The 16,483-nt window shown below is 68.5% G+C and carries 18 protein-coding genes; 7 read left to right on the top strand and 11 right to left on the bottom strand.

Features of this window, described 5'->3' with window-relative positions; genetic code table 11:
- Positions 1–92 precede the first annotated feature (92 nt).
- Complete coding sequence (locus IM689_RS01320) at positions 93–2,120, bottom strand: PhoX family protein (protein ID WP_193642558.1); 2,028 nt, start codon at positions 2,118–2,120, stop codon at positions 93–95.
- Between the two features lie 197 nt (positions 2,121–2,317).
- On the opposite strand from IM689_RS01320, the gene IM689_RS01315 reads away from it, so the two are divergent.
- Positions 2,318–2,905: a DinB family protein gene (locus IM689_RS01315; protein ID WP_193642557.1), complete on the top strand. Its 588-nt coding sequence runs from the start codon at positions 2,318–2,320 to the stop codon at positions 2,903–2,905.
- A gap of 133 nt (positions 2,906–3,038) precedes the next feature.
- Here IM689_RS01315 and IM689_RS01310 read toward each other — a convergent pair whose 3' ends face one another.
- The 6 genes from IM689_RS01310 to IM689_RS01285 all read right to left on the bottom strand — a co-directional run bounded on the left by IM689_RS01310 (position 3,039) and on the right by IM689_RS01285 (position 6,351).
- Positions 3,039–3,560, bottom strand: a complete 522-nt coding sequence (locus IM689_RS01310; RefSeq protein ID WP_047310533.1) for a DUF4240 domain-containing protein — start codon at positions 3,558–3,560, stop codon at positions 3,039–3,041.
- Between the two features lie 109 nt (positions 3,561–3,669).
- Positions 3,670–4,305 (bottom strand): methylated-DNA--[protein]-cysteine S-methyltransferase, encoded by a 636-nt coding sequence (locus IM689_RS01305; protein ID WP_187036086.1) that lies wholly within the window; start codon positions 4,303–4,305, stop codon positions 3,670–3,672.
- Entirely contained in the window at positions 4,302–4,817 is a 516-nt protein-coding gene (locus IM689_RS01300; protein WP_193642556.1) for an RNA polymerase sigma factor, read from the bottom strand. Before IM689_RS01300 ends, IM689_RS01305 begins: the two co-directional genes overlap by 4 nt.
- 76 nt (positions 4,818–4,893) lie before the next feature.
- On the bottom strand, positions 4,894–5,427 hold the full coding sequence (locus IM689_RS01295) for a methylated-DNA--[protein]-cysteine S-methyltransferase (protein WP_047310531.1): 534 nt from the start codon (positions 5,425–5,427) through the stop codon (positions 4,894–4,896).
- Complete coding sequence (locus tag IM689_RS01290; protein WP_047310530.1) at positions 5,424–5,792, bottom strand: MazG nucleotide pyrophosphohydrolase domain-containing protein; 369 nt, start codon at positions 5,790–5,792, stop codon at positions 5,424–5,426. The genes IM689_RS01295 and IM689_RS01290 overlap by 4 nt, the downstream gene beginning before the upstream one ends.
- A gap of 40 nt (positions 5,793–5,832) precedes the next feature.
- Positions 5,833–6,351 (bottom strand): O-acetyl-ADP-ribose deacetylase, encoded by a 519-nt coding sequence (locus IM689_RS01285; protein WP_187036078.1) that lies wholly within the window; start codon positions 6,349–6,351, stop codon positions 5,833–5,835.
- Positions 6,352–6,523: 172 nt separating this feature from the next.
- On the opposite strand from IM689_RS01285, the gene IM689_RS01280 reads away from it, so the two are divergent.
- Complete coding sequence (locus IM689_RS01280) at positions 6,524–8,224, top strand: long-chain-fatty-acid--CoA ligase (RefSeq protein ID WP_193642555.1); 1,701 nt, start codon at positions 6,524–6,526, stop codon at positions 8,222–8,224.
- An 8-nt stretch (positions 8,225–8,232) separates the two neighbouring features.
- Here the strand turns inward: IM689_RS01280 and IM689_RS01275 are convergent, their stop codons facing one another.
- Positions 8,233–8,886, bottom strand: a complete 654-nt coding sequence (locus tag IM689_RS01275; protein ID WP_319803749.1) for a class I SAM-dependent DNA methyltransferase — start codon at positions 8,884–8,886, stop codon at positions 8,233–8,235.
- Between the two features lie 168 nt (positions 8,887–9,054).
- Complete coding sequence (locus tag IM689_RS01270; RefSeq protein WP_193642554.1) at positions 9,055–10,608, bottom strand: MFS transporter; 1,554 nt, start codon at positions 10,606–10,608, stop codon at positions 9,055–9,057.
- Positions 10,609–11,009: 401 nt separating this feature from the next.
- Here IM689_RS01270 and IM689_RS01265 point away from each other — a divergent pair, with 401 nt between their 5' ends.
- The 5 genes from IM689_RS01265 to IM689_RS01245 all read left to right on the top strand — a co-directional run bounded on the left by IM689_RS01265 (position 11,010) and on the right by IM689_RS01245 (position 14,868).
- Positions 11,010–12,515 (top strand): amino acid permease, encoded by a 1,506-nt coding sequence (locus IM689_RS01265; RefSeq protein WP_193642553.1) that lies wholly within the window; start codon positions 11,010–11,012, stop codon positions 12,513–12,515.
- 188 nt (positions 12,516–12,703) lie between these two features.
- Positions 12,704–12,889, top strand: a complete 186-nt coding sequence (locus tag IM689_RS01260) for a catalase (protein ID WP_227484348.1) — start codon at positions 12,704–12,706, stop codon at positions 12,887–12,889.
- Positions 12,890–12,992: 103 nt separating this feature from the next.
- Positions 12,993–13,793, top strand: a complete 801-nt coding sequence (locus tag IM689_RS01255) for a glycosyltransferase family 2 protein (protein WP_193642551.1) — start codon at positions 12,993–12,995, stop codon at positions 13,791–13,793.
- Positions 13,790–14,527: a glycosyltransferase gene (locus IM689_RS01250; RefSeq protein ID WP_225911093.1), complete on the top strand. Its 738-nt coding sequence runs from the start codon at positions 13,790–13,792 to the stop codon at positions 14,525–14,527. The genes IM689_RS01255 and IM689_RS01250 overlap by 4 nt, the downstream gene beginning before the upstream one ends.
- Positions 14,524–14,868 (top strand): glycosyltransferase family protein, encoded by a 345-nt coding sequence (locus tag IM689_RS01245; protein WP_187036073.1) that lies wholly within the window; start codon positions 14,524–14,526, stop codon positions 14,866–14,868. Before IM689_RS01250 ends, IM689_RS01245 begins: the two co-directional genes overlap by 4 nt.
- Positions 14,869–14,977: 109 nt before the next feature.
- On the opposite strand, the gene IM689_RS01240 is transcribed toward IM689_RS01245, so the two are convergent.
- Both IM689_RS01240 and IM689_RS01235 read right to left on the bottom strand, forming a co-directional pair.
- Entirely contained in the window at positions 14,978–16,135 is a 1,158-nt protein-coding gene (locus IM689_RS01240; protein WP_193642550.1) for a glycosyltransferase family protein, read from the bottom strand.
- Positions 16,132–16,419 (bottom strand): GNAT family N-acetyltransferase, encoded by a 288-nt coding sequence (locus tag IM689_RS01235; RefSeq protein WP_047310523.1) that lies wholly within the window; start codon positions 16,417–16,419, stop codon positions 16,132–16,134. Before IM689_RS01235 ends, IM689_RS01240 begins: the two co-directional genes overlap by 4 nt.
- Positions 16,420–16,483: the final 64 nt, after the last annotated feature.

Here is a 16,483-nt window from a genome sequence, read left to right as displayed (position 1 = left end):
AACGTCCATGCTGGCGCGCGGGCGCGGACACGAACGAGCGGCCCGACGCGCACCGTGCGCGCTCGGGCCGCTCGCTCAGACGATCGGTTGCGTCACTTGGCGTACGAGACGATGACCGACGGGCGCGGGAAGGCGTCCGTGTGCGGCCACGTGCTCGTGGGCTTCTCGAACGTGGCGTCGTCCGTCTCACCGGGGTGCTGCACGGCGGTGAAGACCGACAGCTGGTCGGGGGAGACGAGCGGGCCGCAGGTCTCGGCGCCGAAGGGCACGGTGAGGAACTGCTGCACGCGTCCGCGCTCCGGGCCCTCGGTGGGCACCCGGAAGAGGCCGTCGTTCGAGCCGAGGACGTTGCCGTCCGTGGAGATCCACAGGTTGCCCTCGGCGTCGAAGGCGACGTTGTCCGGGCACGAGATCGGGCTGACCTGCTCCTTCGGGAAGCCCGCGAAGTAGGTCTCCTGCGCGGCCGGGTCGCCGCAGATGAGCATGAGATCCCACGTGAACGACGTCGCCGTCTTGCGGCCCTTCTCGGTGATTTCGAGGACGTAGCCGTTGCGATTGCCCGACTTCGCCGTCAGCGGCGCACCGAGCGACTCGCGCACCATCGACGTGCCGAGCGGGTTCGCCTCGTCCGTCGTGAACTTCTTGCCACGGTCGGAGTTGTTCGTCAGCGCGCAGTAGACCTTGCCGTTGACCGGGTTCGGCTCGATGTCCTCGGGGCGGTCCATCTTCGTCGGGCCCACCTTGTCGGCCGCGACGCGCGTGTGGATGAGCACCTCGGCGACGCTCATGCCCGGCACGTAGGACTTTCGGTCGCTCGTGAGCGGGATCCAGGTGCCGGTGCCGTCGTGGAGGCCGTCAGCGGTGCCGTCACCGGTGAACTTACCGACGTAGAGGGTGCCGGCCGACAGCAGCGCCTTGTTGTGGCGGCGCGAGTGCGGCGAACGGTCGCGGCGGTAGCGGTCGCGCGAGACGAACTTGTAGATGTACTCGCCCTTCTCGTCGTCACCGGTGTAGGCGACGACGCGGCCGTCCTCGGCGATCGTGACGTTGCAGCCCTCGTGCTTGAGGCGCCCCAGCATCGTGTGCTTGACCGGCGGCGCGCTCGGGTCGAGCGGGTCGAGTTCGACGACCCAGCCGAAGCGGTTCGGCTCGTTCGGGGCCTTCGTCAGGTCGAAGCGCTCGTCGACGTCCTTCCAGCCCTTGCCCTTGCCGTTGATGCCGTAGCGCGCGTACGCAGCGGACTGCGTCGAGCCGAGCGAACCGGAGGCGTCGAAGTAGCCGTGGAAGTTCTCCTCACCGTGCAGGGTCGTACCCCACGGCGTCGTGCCACCGGAGCAGTTGGCGAACGTTCCGAGGATCGTGCGGCCGCGCGGGTCGGCCTTCGTGCGCAGCATCGGGTGGCCTGCGGCGGGGCCGTCGACCTGGTGCGGCGTGGACGCCGTGACGCGGCGGTTGTAGCGCGAGCGGCGCGGGTCGACCGTGTGCCACGAACCCTTCTTGCGGCCCTTCTCGATGGCGACGACGGCGAGGCCGTGGGCAGCCATCTCCACCTTCTTCTTCGTCAGCTCGTCCATGCCTGCGGGGAACATGAGCTCCGGGTCGGTGTACTCGTGGTTGACCGACAGCAGAGCGCGGCGGCCGTCGAGCGGGATGAGACCGACGTAGTCATTGTTGTAGCCGAACTGCTGGGCCTGAGCCTCCGGCGTCTGCTTGTAGGCGTTGAACCTGGGCGCGCGTGCCGTCACCGGGTCACCCCAGCGGATGACGACGTCGTGCGTGAACTCGGGAGCGTTGACGACGTCGTCCTTGCGGTTGGGCGCGACGGAGGTGAACTCCGTCGTTCCGACCTTCTTCGGACCGCGGTGGCCATGGCCGTGGCCGTGCCCCTTGCCGCCTGCTGCGGCCGGCGAGGCCGCGAGGCCGCCGAGAACCATCGTTCCGGCCGTGGCTTTGAGCACCGAGCGGCGAGCGATGGCGCGACGGGCGAGCGTCGCGAACTCCTCGTTCTCCGACGTGTTCGGCGTCGGGGCGTCGCACTGGTTCGCGCAGCGGTACTCACACGTCTTGTAGCTGCGCGAGCCGTGACGAGTGTTGACGAGGGGAAGCAGCTTCGGGCTCACGGGAGACTCCTGGTGCGTTCGGAAATGGGGCGAGGGCCAGGGGCATCCGCAGACGCCCACGGGGAGCGATCCTGTGGCGTGCAAGCGCTCGGCAAGCGACGTGAGAGCAGACGTGAGGTGAACTGCGCCAAAGCATTCCGTGACTGAGGTTCGCCTAAGACGTGAACCTGAGCGCCTGTCGTGGCAGGGTGGCGAGCATGGACGAAAACCAGCAGGGCGGGCTCGCCGAGCGGCCCGTCGAAGACACCGAATCCGCACGTCAGAACGGTGAGGACGGCGCATCGCCCGACAAGGGCTGGATGGCTGTCGTCACCGATGGGTGCGACGAATGCGGCTTCTCGCCGGACTTCGACGTCCAGACGACCGGGAAGCGCGTTCGCGCGACCATCCCCAAGTGGGAGGCCGTGCTCGACCGCCTCGACGCGCCGCGTCGTCCGGCTCCGGACGTGTGGTCACCGCTCGAGTACGCCTGCCACGTACGTGACATCAACGTGCTGTACCGCGGCCGCCTCGACCTCATGCTCGCGCAGGACGACCCGACGTTCCCGAACTGGGATCCGGATACGGTGGCCGTCGATTCGCGCTACGGCGAGGACGACCCGCAGGGTGTGGCCGAGGCCTACCGCCGTGAGGCGACGCAGACGGCCGACCAGTGGGACGCCGTCAGGGACGATGAGTGGGGTCGGCGAGGCCTGCGGGACAACGGTTCGACCTTCACCGTGGCGACGTTGGCTGTCTACTTCCTCCACGACCTCGAGCATCACCTCAAGGACGTGAGCGCCTGACGGAGGCGTGCTGCGTTCGCCCTACAGGCAGGCGGACGCTCGAACGAGAACGTGAGGAGGCGACGGGAACCGGGCGGTTCCCGTCGCCTCCTCACGTTGGTTCGGCTCGTGACGACGAGCTGATCCGCGGCGATCAGCCGTTGACGCGCGCCCACAGCCGCGGGTAGCGACGCTTCATCTCCTCGTCGTCGTCGAAGTCGAACTCCTCGCCGAGGTCGGGTTCGTCGGGGATGTCGCGATGCAGCGGCATCTGTTCGCCCGTGACCTCCTCGTAGGCGACGAAGGGCGCGCCTTCGAGTTCCTCGCACTCGTAGGCGTTCTCGTCGATCTCGCCGTCGGGCACGAGATCGACGAGCGAATCAGGGTCGTCGATGACGGTGTCGAACGCCTCCCTGCCTTGGAGGATGAGCCAACTGCGGAAGTAGTCGAAGCTGTCGTCGCTGCACCCGCCGAGCAGGAGCGAGATGGCGCCCCAGACGTCCCACGAATAGGCGTCGTGCATGAGTTCGCGATGGCGCAACCACGCGTCGGCGATCTCGTCGGCGCCGTGCTCGGCGAGCGCGGTGACGAAGGCGTCGGCCTTCTCGTCGCAGTCGCCGTCCGGCACGGCGTCACGTGCCTGTTCGATGAGTTCCCAGTACTGCGTCCGGTCCATCGTGTGCTCCCGAGTCGAGGCTTTTCAACAGGCTACGACCGCGCTCGTGCCCGTGGGAAGAGGGTGAGGTGACAGCTCGGTCTCGACTTTGGCGCTGGGTCTGACGGCTTCAGCCGCACGCTGCGGCCGGAGCGTGGGCGTGCTCGTGGTCGAGGAGAAAACGCTTGGCTTCCTCGCCCCCGAGGTAGTTGCCGTAGCCGCCGTCGCTACGCACGACGCGGTGGCACGGCAACACGATGGGCAGCGGGTTGGTGGCGCACGCCGAACCGACGGCGCGCACCGCCTTGGGGCGCCCCGCGTTCGTCGCCACCTGCGCGTAACTCGCGGTGGTGCCGTACGGGATGTCGGCGAGCTTGCTCTGTACCTCCCGCCGGAACGGTGCGCTCGACAGGCGCAGGTCGATGCGCGTCTCGAAGTTCGAGCGCACGCCCGCGAAGTACTCATCGAGCTGACGGCGCAGATCGTCGGCCGGCGCTGCGGCCCGCAGGGTGCGGCGTCCGACGCGCTCCCCGAGGCTCTCGAGCACGACGTCGAACCCTTCGCGCTCGAACGCCACGCGCACCAGGGCATCGTCGGCGAGGGCGAGCAGCAGGGTGCCGACGGGCGAGTCGTGAGTGCACCAGACGATGTCGACGTCGCCCGAGCCACTCGCCGCGAGACGGGTGGCGAGCCTCTCGGTGTCATGGGTTTGCGCGAAGGCCGCGAGGCGCTCCTCGAAAGCGGTTTCTGCCGGTGTGGATGTCATCGGGACTCCTCGGTGGGCGTGTCGGACGGCACGAGGCGAGCTCGCAGGGCGGCGACGGCGTCGGAGCCGCAGCGTCGCGCAGCAGCCGGGCTGCAATCGAGTTCGGCTGCAATCCCACCGAAACTCCACCCCGCCACGTACCGGTGGACGATGACGAACCGTTGCCGCGGCGTGAGCGTCACGACGTGCTCCCACACCTCGTCCGGGAGCGCGAGCTCGTCGGCGCCCGGAGCGTGGTCGCGACCCAGCTCCCCGAGGAGGTCGGCGTCGTCGATCGGCTGCTCTCGCCGACGGCCACGCAGGACGTCGATGCAGCGTCGACCGGCGACCCGCACGAGCCACGCCTCGACGTTCGCTACCCCGTCGAAGGGGTAGGCCCTGAGCGCCGAGACGAAGGTCTCCTGCCACGCGTCTTCGGCGTCGGGGCCGGGGCCCAGGACCGAGGCGCACACGGCGAGCACCGCCGAGGAGTGGGCCTCGACGATCTCGTGGAAGAGCGGTTGGTTCGTCATCACCGGGTAGTCGCGCGACGGGGCCGAAGTGTGAGGTCGCGGCGGAAAGAAAGGTTCGACACGGCGGACGGAGCGATCAGAACAGGCGCGTGGCGCGCTGTTCGTCGCTCTCCTCGTGGGCGAGCAGCCACCGTTTGCGCTCCAGCCCACCCGCGAAGCCGGTGAGCGAACCGTCGGATCCGACGACGCGGTGGCACGGCACGACGACGGAGACCGGGTTGTGCCCCACGGCCTGCCCCACACCCTGGGCGAGCCCCGGCGTGAGTTCACCGTCGTCGCTCAGGGCTGCGGCGATGGCGCCGTACGTCGAGGTGCTTCCCGGTTCGATGAGGAGCAACTGCTGCCACACGCGCTGCTGGAACGTGGTGCCCACCGGCGCGAGCGGCAGGTCGAACGTCAGGCGGTCGCCGGAGAAGTACTCACTCAGCTGTCGCGAGCCCTCCGTGAGGACGTCGTCGCCGGTGCCCGTGACGTCGTCGCCGAACCACGCGGTCTCCGGCTGGTACTTCTGGCCGTCGAAGTAGGCGCCGACAACGGCGTCGGCGCTCGCGACGAGGAGCAGATCGCCGAGCGGCGTCGTGATGCGGGTGTGCCGGCGCGAGGGGCTCATTGGCGCTCCTCGATGGCGCCGGGCGGAGTCGGATCGCCGCCTGCCGCCCGCTCGCCGTGGAAGCGCTCCCACGGAAGCCACTTCCGCTCGAGTGCCGCCTCCGCGTCGATTCCGGCGCGCCCGGCGAAGACGAGCACCATGGCGAGCACGTCGGCGACCTCGCCCTCGAGGTCGGTGCGCAACTCGTCCGGGCTCTTGCCGCGGTTGCGCCCCTGACCACTCAGCGCGAGGTGCGCCTGGGCGAGTTCGCCGACCTCCTCGGTGAGTTTGAGTAGCGTCCACTCGGGCGAGCGCTCGACGCCGTAGTAGTCGCCGTAGCCCGCCGACACGCGTTCGACGCGCTCACTCCACTCACCGAGTTCCATGCCGTCATGCAATCACGCGGAACCGACAAGGCCGGCCCCGTCAGCCGAGGGCGAGTTGGAAGGCGTCCTCGGACCGCTTGTCGAACAGGACGAATCGGACGAGGTCGACGTTCTCGCACGACGCTGCCTGGACGGTACGCACGGCGACGCGAGCGACCTCGTGGACGTCCCAGCCGTACACGCCGGCGCTGATGGCGGGGAAGGCGACGGACCGGCAGCCTGCCTCGTCGGCCACCTGCAGCGATTCGCGGAAGCACGACTCGAGCAGCGCCGGGTCGGTCTGGCCGGCGTGACGGTTCGGGCCGACCGTGTGAACGACGTGACGCGCCGGCATCCGACCGGCCCCCGTGATGACGGCTCGGCCCGTCGGGAGGCCGTCCGGGTAGTCGCTCGCACGCACCCGCCTGCACTCCGCGAGGAGGTCGGGACCGGCTGCGGCATGGATCGCTCCGTCGACACCGCCACCCCCGAGCAGGCTCGAATTGGCGGCGTTGACGACGGCGTCGACGTCCTCCGTCGTGATGTCGCCCAGGGTGATCTCGATGCGTGGTGTGGCCATGGGTTCATCCTGCGCCTGACGGGGTGGTCGTCGTCAACAGTGCGTTGCCCGAGGCGGGTGCGCGAAGGTGATCTGCGCGACACCGGGGAGGGTCGCTGAGAGGCTCGTCACGCGGGTAGCGTGGCAGGGTTGACGTATGGGGTGAGAACCCCGTGAGAGCGAGGGGCGAACGATGACGAACGAATCGGTGTGGGCGGGTTCCTACGCCCCGGGTGTGCCGCTGCACCTCGACTACGGCACCGAGACGCTCGTCGAGCAGTTCGAGCGCGCCGCAGGCAAGTTCAGCGACCGCCCCGCCATCGACTTCATGGGGCAGGTGACCTCGTACGGCGATCTCGCCCGTGACGTCCACCGCGTCGCCGCGGCCCTCGTCGAGATGGGTGTCGAAGCCGGTGACCGCGTCGCCGTGCTCCTTCCCGGCTGCCCCCAGAACATCGTGGCGACGCAGGCGATCATGCGCATCGGCGCCGTCGCCGTGCAGCACAACCCGCTCTACACCCAGGACGAGCTCAAGGCGCCGTTCGCCGATCACGGCGCGCGCATCGTCATCGCGTGGGACAAGATCACGCCGATGATCACCGACCTCGCGCAGACCACCGACATCGACACCATCATCTCCGTCGACGTGACGAAGGCGCTGCCGCTCGCGAAGCGCCTTGCGCTGCGCCTGCCGGTCGCGAAGGCGCGCGCCTCCCGCGAGAAGCTCACCGGCCCCGCGCCCGACGGCGTCATGGCCTGGGAGAACCTGCTCACGTACGGCGACCTGCCGATCTGGCACCCGCGCCCGAGCAAGGACGACGCCGCCGTCATGCTCTACACCTCGGGCACGAGCGGAACGCCGAAGGGTGTGCCGCTCACGCACGCGAACCTCGTGGCCAACTGCCTGCAGGGCAAGGCGTGGGCGCAGCTCGAGGACGGGCGCGAGACGTTCCTCGTCGTGCTGCCGATGTTCCACGCCTACGGCCTGACGATCTCGGTGCTCGCCGGCATCAACCTGGGCGCGTGCCTGCTCGTGCTGCCGGCGCCGGAGGTGCCGCTCATCGTCAAAGCCATCAAGCGCCGCACCCCGACGTTCGCTCCCGGAGTTCCGCCGCTGTACGGGAAGATCATCGAGGAGGCCGAGAAGCGCGGGGTGAGCCTCAAGGGCATCCGCATCGGTCTGTCGGGTGCGATGTCGCTTCCCGTCGACCTCGTCGAGCGTTGGGAGCAGGCCACCGGCGGCCACCTCATCGAGGGCTACGGCCTGACGGAGACGAGCCCCGTCGTCGTCGGCAACCCGATCTCCGCCGACCGCCGCGCCGGCTCGATCGGAGTGCCGTTCCCCGACGTCGAGATCCGCCTCGCCGACCCCGAGGACGTGACGAAGGACGCCCCCGCCGAGGGCCCGGGCGAACTGCTCGTGCGCGGACCCCAGGTGTTCGGCGGCTACTTCGGCCGCGCCGAGGAGACGCGTCAGGCGTTCCACGACGGCTTCTTCCGCACCGGCGACGTCGTCGAGATGGGCGCGGGCGGCTACCTCACCGTTGTCGACCGCATCAAGGAAATGATCGTCACCGGCGGATTCAACGTGTACCCGAGCGAGGTCGAGGGCGCCCTGCGTCAGCACGATTCGGTCGAGGACGTTGCCGTCGTCGGCATGCCTGCTTCGGGTGGTGGCGAGGACGTCGTCGCGGCCGTCGTCTTGGCGGAGGGGCACAGCGATGTCGACACGAAAGCGCTGCGCAGTCACGTCAAGCAGACCCTCACCGCGTACAAGGCACCCCGCCGCTTCGTCGTCGTCGACGAACTGCCGACGAACCAGATGGGCAAGGTCCAGCGCCGCGACGTGGCCAAGCTCGTCGAGGAGAAGGAAAAGGCTGCCGACGCTCGCTGAGCCGGTGATCAGGTTCGGCGCGCGATGACGACAGCCTGAGGCTCGCGCTCGCCGCCGACTGCCGGACGCTCGAGCCGTGCGATCACCTCGAGCCCTACCTCCTCGAGCGCAGCTGACATGTCGTCCGGCGTACGCAGGTACCGAGTGAGGACGATGTCGTGGCCCCGTTCTCGGTAGGCGCCCGAGGCGTCGCGTTCGCCCTCGCCCGCCTGGAAGGCGACGAGGACGCACCCGCCGGCGCGCGTCACCCGCGCGAGCTCGGCGAGCATCGTCGGCAGGTCGCTGTCGGGGTTGTGGATTGTCGAGTACCAGCTGAACGCTCCGTCGAACGACGCAGTGTCGTGGGGGAGCGCGGTCAGCGTCCCGACGCGCGTGGTGAACTGCGCGTGATCACGGTGCGCTCGACGAATCATGGCCGGTGACAGGTCGACGCCCTCGACGTCGGCCCCGAACCGGGCGAGCAGCGGCAGCATCCGGCCAGCTCCGCAGCCTGCGTCGAGCACCCGCGGGCGCGCACGGTCAGCGCTGGTGAGCAGACTGACGAAGTGCTCGATCATGGCCACGTCGACCGGCTGCTCGGCCTCAGTGGCGCGGAAGTGCTCGGCGTAGAGGTCGGCCACGTTGTCGTAGGCGGCCCGTACGCCGTGCTCTTTTGAGGTCACGCGAGCGAGGGTAGCGAGCGTTGGGCAGACTTCGGTGCGGTTGGGCCGAGGCGGGCACTGCCCAGCCGCAGGTGAGTCTGCCCAACGCCACGCGAAACCTCTGAACACGCGCCGCGGGCCCACCCACCGAACAGGTGAGCGGTCCCGCGTCAGGCGAAGCGTGGGCGATCAGACGCCGGCCAGCCTCTTGCCGTCGCCGAGGTCCTCGCCATCGGCTTCGGCTTTCGCGACGTCGTGCGCGTGGAACGGCAGCTCGTCGTGGTCGAGATCCGGGTTGTCGTGCTGGGTCTCGACGAGCTCCTTGGCCTCCTCCTCGCTACCGACCGTCGGCATCGAACCGGGCAGCGGCCTGCGCGCCGATTCCTTCATGCCGATGAGGGCGATGCCGCCGAGGACGGCGAAGAACATCGTGTAGAGCGCCGGCGACGCCTTGCTGCCCGTCAGCTTGACGAGGGACTCACTGATCGTCGGGGCGGTGCCGCCGAAGAGCGAGACGGCGATGTTGTACGACAGGGCCATGCCGCCGAAGCGCGATGCCGTCGGGAACAGCGCCGGAAGCGTCGAAGCCGACATGGCGACGTAGAACGTCACGGAGAACGCCAGCATGAGCATCGAGAGCCACACGAGGCTCTTGTTCTCCATCATGAGGTACGCGGGGTAGGTGAACACCAGGGTGGAGATGATGGCGATCCAGTAGACCGGCTTGCGGCCGATGCTGTCCGACAGCTTCCCCACGAAGGGGACGGCCAGGGACAAGGCGATGAGGGCCGGGATCGTCGCGGTCGCGGCGCCGAGTGTCGTGTAGTCGTGGTTGGACTCGAGATACCCGGGCATGTACGACGTGAGCGAGTAACCCGCCGTGTTCGTGGCGCCGACCAGGGCCATCGCGATGAGCAGGGGGCGCCAGTGGTGCTTGACGATGCCGATGAGGCCGAGCTGCGTCTGCGACTCGTCGATCTCGTCGTGCTTCTCCGCGGCCGCGTTGGCCGCCTGCGTCGATTCGAAGGTCGGGGACTCCTCGATCTTCATTCGGAACCACAGAGCCAGCAGGCCGAACGGGATAGCGAGCAGGAACGGCACACGCCAACCCCAGTCGAGCATTGCGTCGTCGCCGACGCCGAAGCTCAGGGCGGCCACGACGGCGGCACCGATGGCGAAACCGAGGTAGGAGCCGGTGTCGAGGAAGCTCGCGAGGTAGCCGCGCTTCTTGTCGGGGGAGTACTCGGCGACGAAGGTCGTCGCGCCGGAGTACTCACCACCGGTGGAGAAGCCCTGGACCATCTTCAGGACGATGAGCGCTGCGAACGCCCACCAGCCGGCTGTGGCGAAGGACGGCAGGAGCCCGATGAGGCCGGTGCCGAGCGACATCGCGATCATCGTGATGGCGAGCGTCTTCTGGCGGCCGATCTTGTCGCCGAGCGGCCCGAAGAAGATGCCGCCGAAGGGGCGAGCGAGGAAGCTCACCGCGAAGACGGCGTACGTGATGATCATGCCGGTGGTCTGGTCGGTGGTCTCCGGCTGGAACACCTTCGTCATCGTGGCGGCGAGGTAGCCGTAGATGCCGAAGTCGTACCACTCCATGAGGTTGCCCATGGTGGCGCCGGAGATGGCCTTCTTGAGGGGGCCCTTCTCGACGACGGTGACGTGGTTGACCTCGAGTTCGGGGTGTGCGCCGTGAGGTCCGTCCCCCACGGACCCGGCTGCTTGGCGGACGTCAGACATCGTTCCTCCTGCGCACACGCGGCGGACGAACCCGAACCGGGGCGCTGGGATAGCGAGCATTATTCGTTTGAGCGACCGTCAAGCAAACCGGCGGGGTTGCGTCTTGTCCATTCGAAATGGCCTGCGAGGGCGCGAAATTCGTAGCGAGTCCCGCGAGCGACCCAAGGATGCCAACGCAATTCGTGAGTGGTGTGAAGTGCCACACACATAGAGCGACGATGCATCTTTTCGGGTCGATCGCGCGACCGATTCCTCGGCCGACGTCGTTCCGGGTGTTCACCGGCCGTGGCGGTGAGTGACCTGCTTCACTCGCGGTTGTTACCCTTGGCCGATTTCGCGAGAGCGCGGGCTCATGGGCGCGCCCTCGGGGTCGCCGATTTCCACTGTCTACAGGAGCCACCATGTCCACGAGCGTCGATTCGCCGCCCCCGATGCCAGGAGGCGAAGGGAGCCTGCCCGGCGGGGCCGGCGACAACGACCTGCGCCGCGACCTCAAGGCGCGCCACCTCAACATGATCGCCATCGGTGGCGCCATCGGAACGGGCCTGTTCCTCGCCTCCGCCGGCTCGATCAAGGACGCCGGACCCGGCGGCGCGCTCGTCGCCTACGCCGTCATCGGTTTCATGGTGTGGCTGCTCATGCAGAGCCTCGGTGAGATGTCGACGTACCTGCCCCTGGCCAACTCCTTCGAGGCGTACGGCACGCGCTTCGTCAGCCCCAGCTTCGGCTTCGCGCAGGGATGGAACTACTGGATCAACTGGGCCGTGACGGTGGCCGCCGAGATCGCGGCGGCCGGCATCATCGTCAGTTATTGGTGGCCGGACGTCGACCAGAGGTTGGTCGCCATGGTCTTCTTCGCGGTGCTGTTCACGATCAACGCCGTGAGCGTCAAGGCATTCGGGGAGAGCGAGTTCCTCTTCTCCTCGATCAAGGTCCTCACCGTGCTCGTCTTCCTCGTCGTCGGGGTGCTCATGATTTTCGGCATCGTGACCGACGCCCCCGGCACGAAGAACTGGACGACGGGTGACGCGCCGTTCGTCGGGGGCTTCACCGGCCTCATCAGCATTTTCATGATCGCGGGGTTCAGCTTCCAGGGCACCGAGATGATCGGTGTTGCCGCGGGCGAGGCCGACGAACCGGAGAAGACGATCCCCAAGGCGATCCGAGCGGTCTTCTTCCGCATCCTGCTCTTCTACGTCGGCGCCTTCATCGTCATCGGCTTCCTCCTGCCCTACACCGACCCGAAGCTCGCGAAGTCTGCCGACGGCGACATCACGGCGTCCCCGTTCACCCTCATCTTCGAGAAGGCCGGCGTCGTGGGCGCAGCGAGCGTCATGAACGCCGTCATTCTCACGGCGATCCTTTCCGCCGGCTCGTCCGGCCTCTATGTGTCGACGCGCATGCTGTACTCGCTCGCGCAGTCCGGCAAGGCGCCCAAGATCTTCCTGCGCACGAACGAGCGGCACGTGCCGATGCTGGCTCTCCTCGCAACGGCCGGTGTGGCGCTGGCCTGCTACGGCCTCAGCCTCGCGTCGGAGGATGCCTACACCTGGCTGGTCAATGCCTCCGGTCTCGCCGGATTTATCACGTGGTGCGGCATCGCATGGAGTCACCTGAAGTTCCGCCGCGCGTACGTGGCCCAGGGCGGCGACATCGCCGACCTTCCGTTCCGCGCAAAGTGGTTCCCCCTCGGACCCATCGTGGCGCTCGTCATGTGCGCCGTCGTCATCGTTCTGCAGAACTCGGATCTGATCTTCGAGGGAACCGTGGAGCCGGGCGGTCTGCTCGAGAGCTACATCTTCCTGCCGATCTTCCTGGCCGTGTGGGCGGGCCACAAGCTCGTCACGAAGTCGAAGAAGGTCGAGCCCCTGGAGGCCGATCTCACGCGTACGCGCAACCACGACTGACGCTTCCGGTGACCACGAGACCCTCGCCTTCGGGCGGGGGTCTCGTACATGTGGGGCGGTTGCGATCGGCCCACGCACACCCCTGCGGACGTGGTGGGTCGCACTTCGTCGGGGATAGCTTATGAAAAAGGTCACGATCTAAGGTTGCGCCGCCACGAGCAAGTGCTCCCATGAAGTTGGAGGTCCGAATGGCTGACCCGCACACGACCCGAGGCAACGCAGACGAGATCCACCAGGACGTCCGCGACGACGATGTCATGACGACGCAGCAGGGGAGCGTCGTCTACGACGACCAGAACTCGTTGCGCGCAGGGGATCGCGGTCCGACACTCATGCAGGACGCGCACATGCGCGAGAAGAGGGCCCGAACCTGACTTCTGTGCACGCGTCGTCGCCGCGTGCGCGGACGACGCCCTCGTCGTCGGGCGCCGTCGGCACGCCGATCTGAGCGCTTTGGGGCGCGCGGGCGTAGCCGCCTTGGCCGCCGGTGAGCTCGCGGACGACCACCTTCCGCTCCTCGAGGAACCGCAATGGCTGCGTGAGGGTTACGCGCGCACCCGTGACCTCGCCGAAGCGGGCCCTGATGACTGGCGTTACGTCATCAGCGCTGTGCTCGCTGTACCCCGTGCGGTATTCACCGCGCTCGGCGGTTTCGACGCCTCACTCGTCGGCTATGGCGGTGAGGACTGGGATCTCGCGTACCGCGCCTGGAATGCCGGGATTGCGCTGCGTCACGTTCCGAACGCAGTGGCGTGGCACGACGGCCCGGACGCCGCCGGGCGTCAGGGTTTCGCAGAGGCCAAGGAGCACGAACAACTGGCCGTCGCGGAACGCATCCCGCAACCGTCGGTGCGGGGCCACGGTGGCGTGTGGCGTCAACCGCGCACCGTCGTGCGCTGGCAGGTCGGCGAGATGACGTCGAGCGCCCAACACGCCTGTCTGCTCTCGTGGTTGGCCCTCGGAGACGTCGAGGTGCGCCCCGATCGCCGCCTCCACACGCCGCTGGCTCGTGACCCGCGTGTCACCTTCTCGGGCGATGACGCTCTGTTGGCACGGGCGGAGTTCCTCGTCGAGATCGAGGGCGCCATCGAGCTGTGCGAGCCCGCAGAGTCCCTCGCGACACTGGGCGTCGGACCGCACGAGGCGCGGGGTGTGGCCGGTGCACGGACCCGGGACAGGGCACTCGGCGTCGCGGCCCGCCCGTTCGCCGAGGGGATCCTGATGTCACTCGACCCGAGCGCACGTGTCGACCTCGAAGCCCAGGGGCGTCGCCCATGACACGAGTGGACGCCCTCACCGTCGTCATCCCGGCTCGCAACGAGGTGCTCGCCTTACCTGCTTGCCTCGAGGCGCTCCACGCGTCGTTCCAGCTTGCCGGCCCACATGCCGATGTCATCCTGCGCGCGATCGTCGTGCTCGACTCGTGCACGGACGGCAGCGACACCGTCGTGCGCGCCGCCACCCAGGCGTGGCACCAGGCGGGGCGTGCCGCACTCGAATCGATCACCGTCATGGCCGGTGGTGTCGGGTTGGCGCGCGCCATTGGGAACGCGCGAGCGCTCGCACTTCATGCCGGGGCGGGTCACGAACCCGACACACTCTGGCTGGCCTCCACCGACGCCGACACCCTCGTGCCCGGCCACTGGATCTCAACGCATCTTTGCGCTGCCCGAGCCGGTGAGGACGCGCTCGTCGGCACGGTCGAACCGGACGCGACGCTGCCGCTGCACGATCGTGCCCTGTGGCTCGAGCGACACCACCTCGTCGAGGACCACCCCCATGTCCACGGTGCGAACCTGGGGGTACGGGCCTCGGCCTACCTCGCCGTCGGCGGGTACCGCGCTCTGACCCTGCACGAGGACGCCGATCTCGTCGGCCGCCTGCGCGCGGCACCCGGGGTGCGTGTTCGTGCGACCGACGCGCACCGGGTGGTGACGTCGAGTCGGCTCGAGGCACGCGCGAGCGGTGGGTTCGCGACCTACCTGAAGAACCTCACACGGGGGGTCTCATGATGCGCATCGCTGTCCTCGCGACGAACCGCAACCCGCTGGTCGCCCCGTTCGCCGGAGGCCGGGAGGCACTCACCGCCGCCCTCGTCGGGGGTTTTCGCCGACGCGGTCATCACGTCGTCCTGCACGCTGCGCCGGGAACTCCCGCTTCGCTGGCCGACGAGGTGATCACCTACCCCGAGCTGCCACGCCTATCGGAGGTGGCGGCGCTCGACCCCCAGGTGCCGGAGGCGCCCTTCCTCGCCGATCACACACGGATTTCGGGCAGCGCGCCCGGACTGCGGGGGTGTCAATGGCATGGGTCGGGGGAGCCCACGTGGTGCATCAATGGCATCCGAGCGTGATGCCGCCCGTCCACCACCTCGTCGACATCGTGCGCAACGCAGGCGTGTATCGCGAGCGGTGGGGGGCCTGGCCGATGGAGGGGTGGCCGGCGCAGTTCGCTGCGAGCGGCTACGTCGTGTGGAGCGATGCGTCGCTGGAACTCACCGACGCAGGCCGTGCCGCTGCGGCGCAGGCGCGCTCGTAGATCGCGGCGTGAGCGCGAGCGATGTCGAGCCGCTGGGCTCTTCGCTGCTGCGCGGCGGCGCCGGGCGGTCGGGGCTGCGCCAAAGCGCGGGCGACGGCGTCTGCGACCGTGCGGGGGTCGAGCCCGCCGTCTGCACCGAGAGGGTAGAGCGTGGGCTCGTGTTGCTCTCGGTAGAAGCCGATGTCGGGGGCGACGACGCGTACGCCGAGGTCGTGACACATCTCGATCCATCCCGAGTGGGTGCCCCACCGGTAGGGCATGAGGCTGACGTCGAGCGAGCGCAGGTGGGCGTGGAGGGCAGCGTCGTCGTACGGCTCGTGAAGAACGAGATCGATGCGCCCTGCGGCGGCCAGCTCGTGCGCCAACCGGGAGACCTCGGGGTCGTGACTGGGATCCCGCAGGTCGTCCGTGACGGCGTGCATGGTGACGACGGGGTCGGCGAACTCACTCACGAGAGCGAGGGCGTGCAACGCTCCGAGAGCATCGACATTGGCTCGCAAACTTTTGAGGTGCACACCCACGCGCGGACGGGGCGTCGCGGGTACGAACGGGGCGGCCTCTGTTTGTGACAGGTCATCCAGCTCGACGATGTGAGGGTGCGCGACGACGTGCGCTTTTCTCCCCCAACGTTTCTCGATGACGTCTCGAGCACCCTCGGTCAGAGTCACCACGGCGTCCGCTGACGGCACGAGCACGTCCAGCCGCTCGAGTTGAACGCGCTCGTCGGGGATGTGCGGATTGACCAGATCGTGCACGGTGACGACCAGTGCCTTCCCGTGTTCGCGCAACTCGCGCACCACCCGGGCCAGTGCGTGTGGAGTGAACGACTCGAACCCGAAGTGGATGTGCAGGACGTCGAAGTCCGTAGCGTTTCGTGCGACCCAGCCCGGTTGGAGCATCCGCGGCGGCCACCAGCGCACACTGCCGTCCTCACCGACCACGGGTGGGTCGGCGAGGCGCAGGACACGGCGACCGGCATCGGCCTCGTCACCGGGCGGTGGCGCGAGGTGACGGACGTAGGGGTGGTCGGCCGGAACGGAGGCCACCCGCAGGGCTGCAGGTGGCCGTTCTCCGCAGATCACGAGGCGCGCAGATCCTCGTACTCGGGGTGCTTGCTGATCCACGAGTCGACGTACGGGCAGGTGGGCTGCACCTTCTTGCCGCCGGCGCGGATGTCGTCGAGCGCGAACTTGACGATCTGGCCCGCGAAACCGCGGCCTGCGAACTGCTCGGGGACGACGGTGTGCGGCATGTCGACGACGTCGCCGGACTCGCGGTAGTCGGCGATGCCGACGAGCTCGCCGTCGAGGAAGCCCTCGAAGCGGCCGGTCTCGGCGTTCTTCTGGACGGAGATGACATCACTCATGCCCCCACCCTGCCACGCGCAGGCTGCGTTGATGGTGGCTCTCGCTAGGGTGAACGCAGCGACC

This window comes from Dermacoccus barathri (assembly GCF_015070805.1).
GTDB classification, from domain to species: domain Bacteria; phylum Actinomycetota; class Actinomycetes; order Actinomycetales; family Dermatophilaceae; genus Dermacoccus; species Dermacoccus abyssi.
Note: the sequence above shows the minus strand (reverse complement) of the source record. Positions and strands in the feature narration are given on the sequence as shown.

Excerpts from the sequence above, each read along its gene's own strand:
- IM689_RS01315 (WP_193642557.1), top strand. The coding sequence starts at position 2,318 with ATGGACGAAAACCAGCAGGGCGGGCTCGCCGAGCGGCCCGTCGAAGAC.
- IM689_RS01310 (WP_047310533.1), bottom strand. The coding sequence starts at position 3,560 with ATGGACCGGACGCAGTACTGGGAACTCATCGAACAGGCACGTGACGCC.
- IM689_RS01305 (WP_187036086.1), bottom strand. The coding sequence starts at position 4,305 with ATGACATCCACACCGGCAGAAACCGCTTTCGAGGAGCGCCTCGCGGCC.
- IM689_RS01300 (WP_193642556.1), bottom strand. The coding sequence starts at position 4,817 with ATGACGAACCAACCGCTCTTCCACGAGATCGTCGAGGCCCACTCCTCG.
- IM689_RS01295 (WP_047310531.1), bottom strand. The coding sequence starts at position 5,427 with ATGAGCCCCTCGCGCCGGCACACCCGCATCACGACGCCGCTCGGCGAT.
- IM689_RS01290 (WP_047310530.1), bottom strand. The coding sequence starts at position 5,792 with ATGGAACTCGGTGAGTGGAGTGAGCGCGTCGAACGCGTGTCGGCGGGC.
- IM689_RS01285 (WP_187036078.1), bottom strand. The coding sequence starts at position 6,351 with ATGGCCACACCACGCATCGAGATCACCCTGGGCGACATCACGACGGAG.
- IM689_RS01280 (WP_193642555.1), top strand. The coding sequence starts at position 6,524 with ATGACGAACGAATCGGTGTGGGCGGGTTCCTACGCCCCGGGTGTGCCG.
- IM689_RS01270 (WP_193642554.1), bottom strand. The coding sequence starts at position 10,608 with ATGTCTGACGTCCGCCAAGCAGCCGGGTCCGTGGGGGACGGACCTCAC.
- IM689_RS01265 (WP_193642553.1), top strand. The coding sequence starts at position 11,010 with ATGTCCACGAGCGTCGATTCGCCGCCCCCGATGCCAGGAGGCGAAGGG.
- IM689_RS01260 (WP_227484348.1), top strand. The coding sequence starts at position 12,704 with ATGGCTGACCCGCACACGACCCGAGGCAACGCAGACGAGATCCACCAG.
- IM689_RS01250 (WP_225911093.1), top strand. The coding sequence starts at position 13,790 with ATGACACGAGTGGACGCCCTCACCGTCGTCATCCCGGCTCGCAACGAG.
- IM689_RS01245 (WP_187036073.1), top strand. The coding sequence starts at position 14,524 with ATGATGCGCATCGCTGTCCTCGCGACGAACCGCAACCCGCTGGTCGCC.
- IM689_RS01235 (WP_047310523.1), bottom strand. The coding sequence starts at position 16,419 with ATGAGTGATGTCATCTCCGTCCAGAAGAACGCCGAGACCGGCCGCTTC.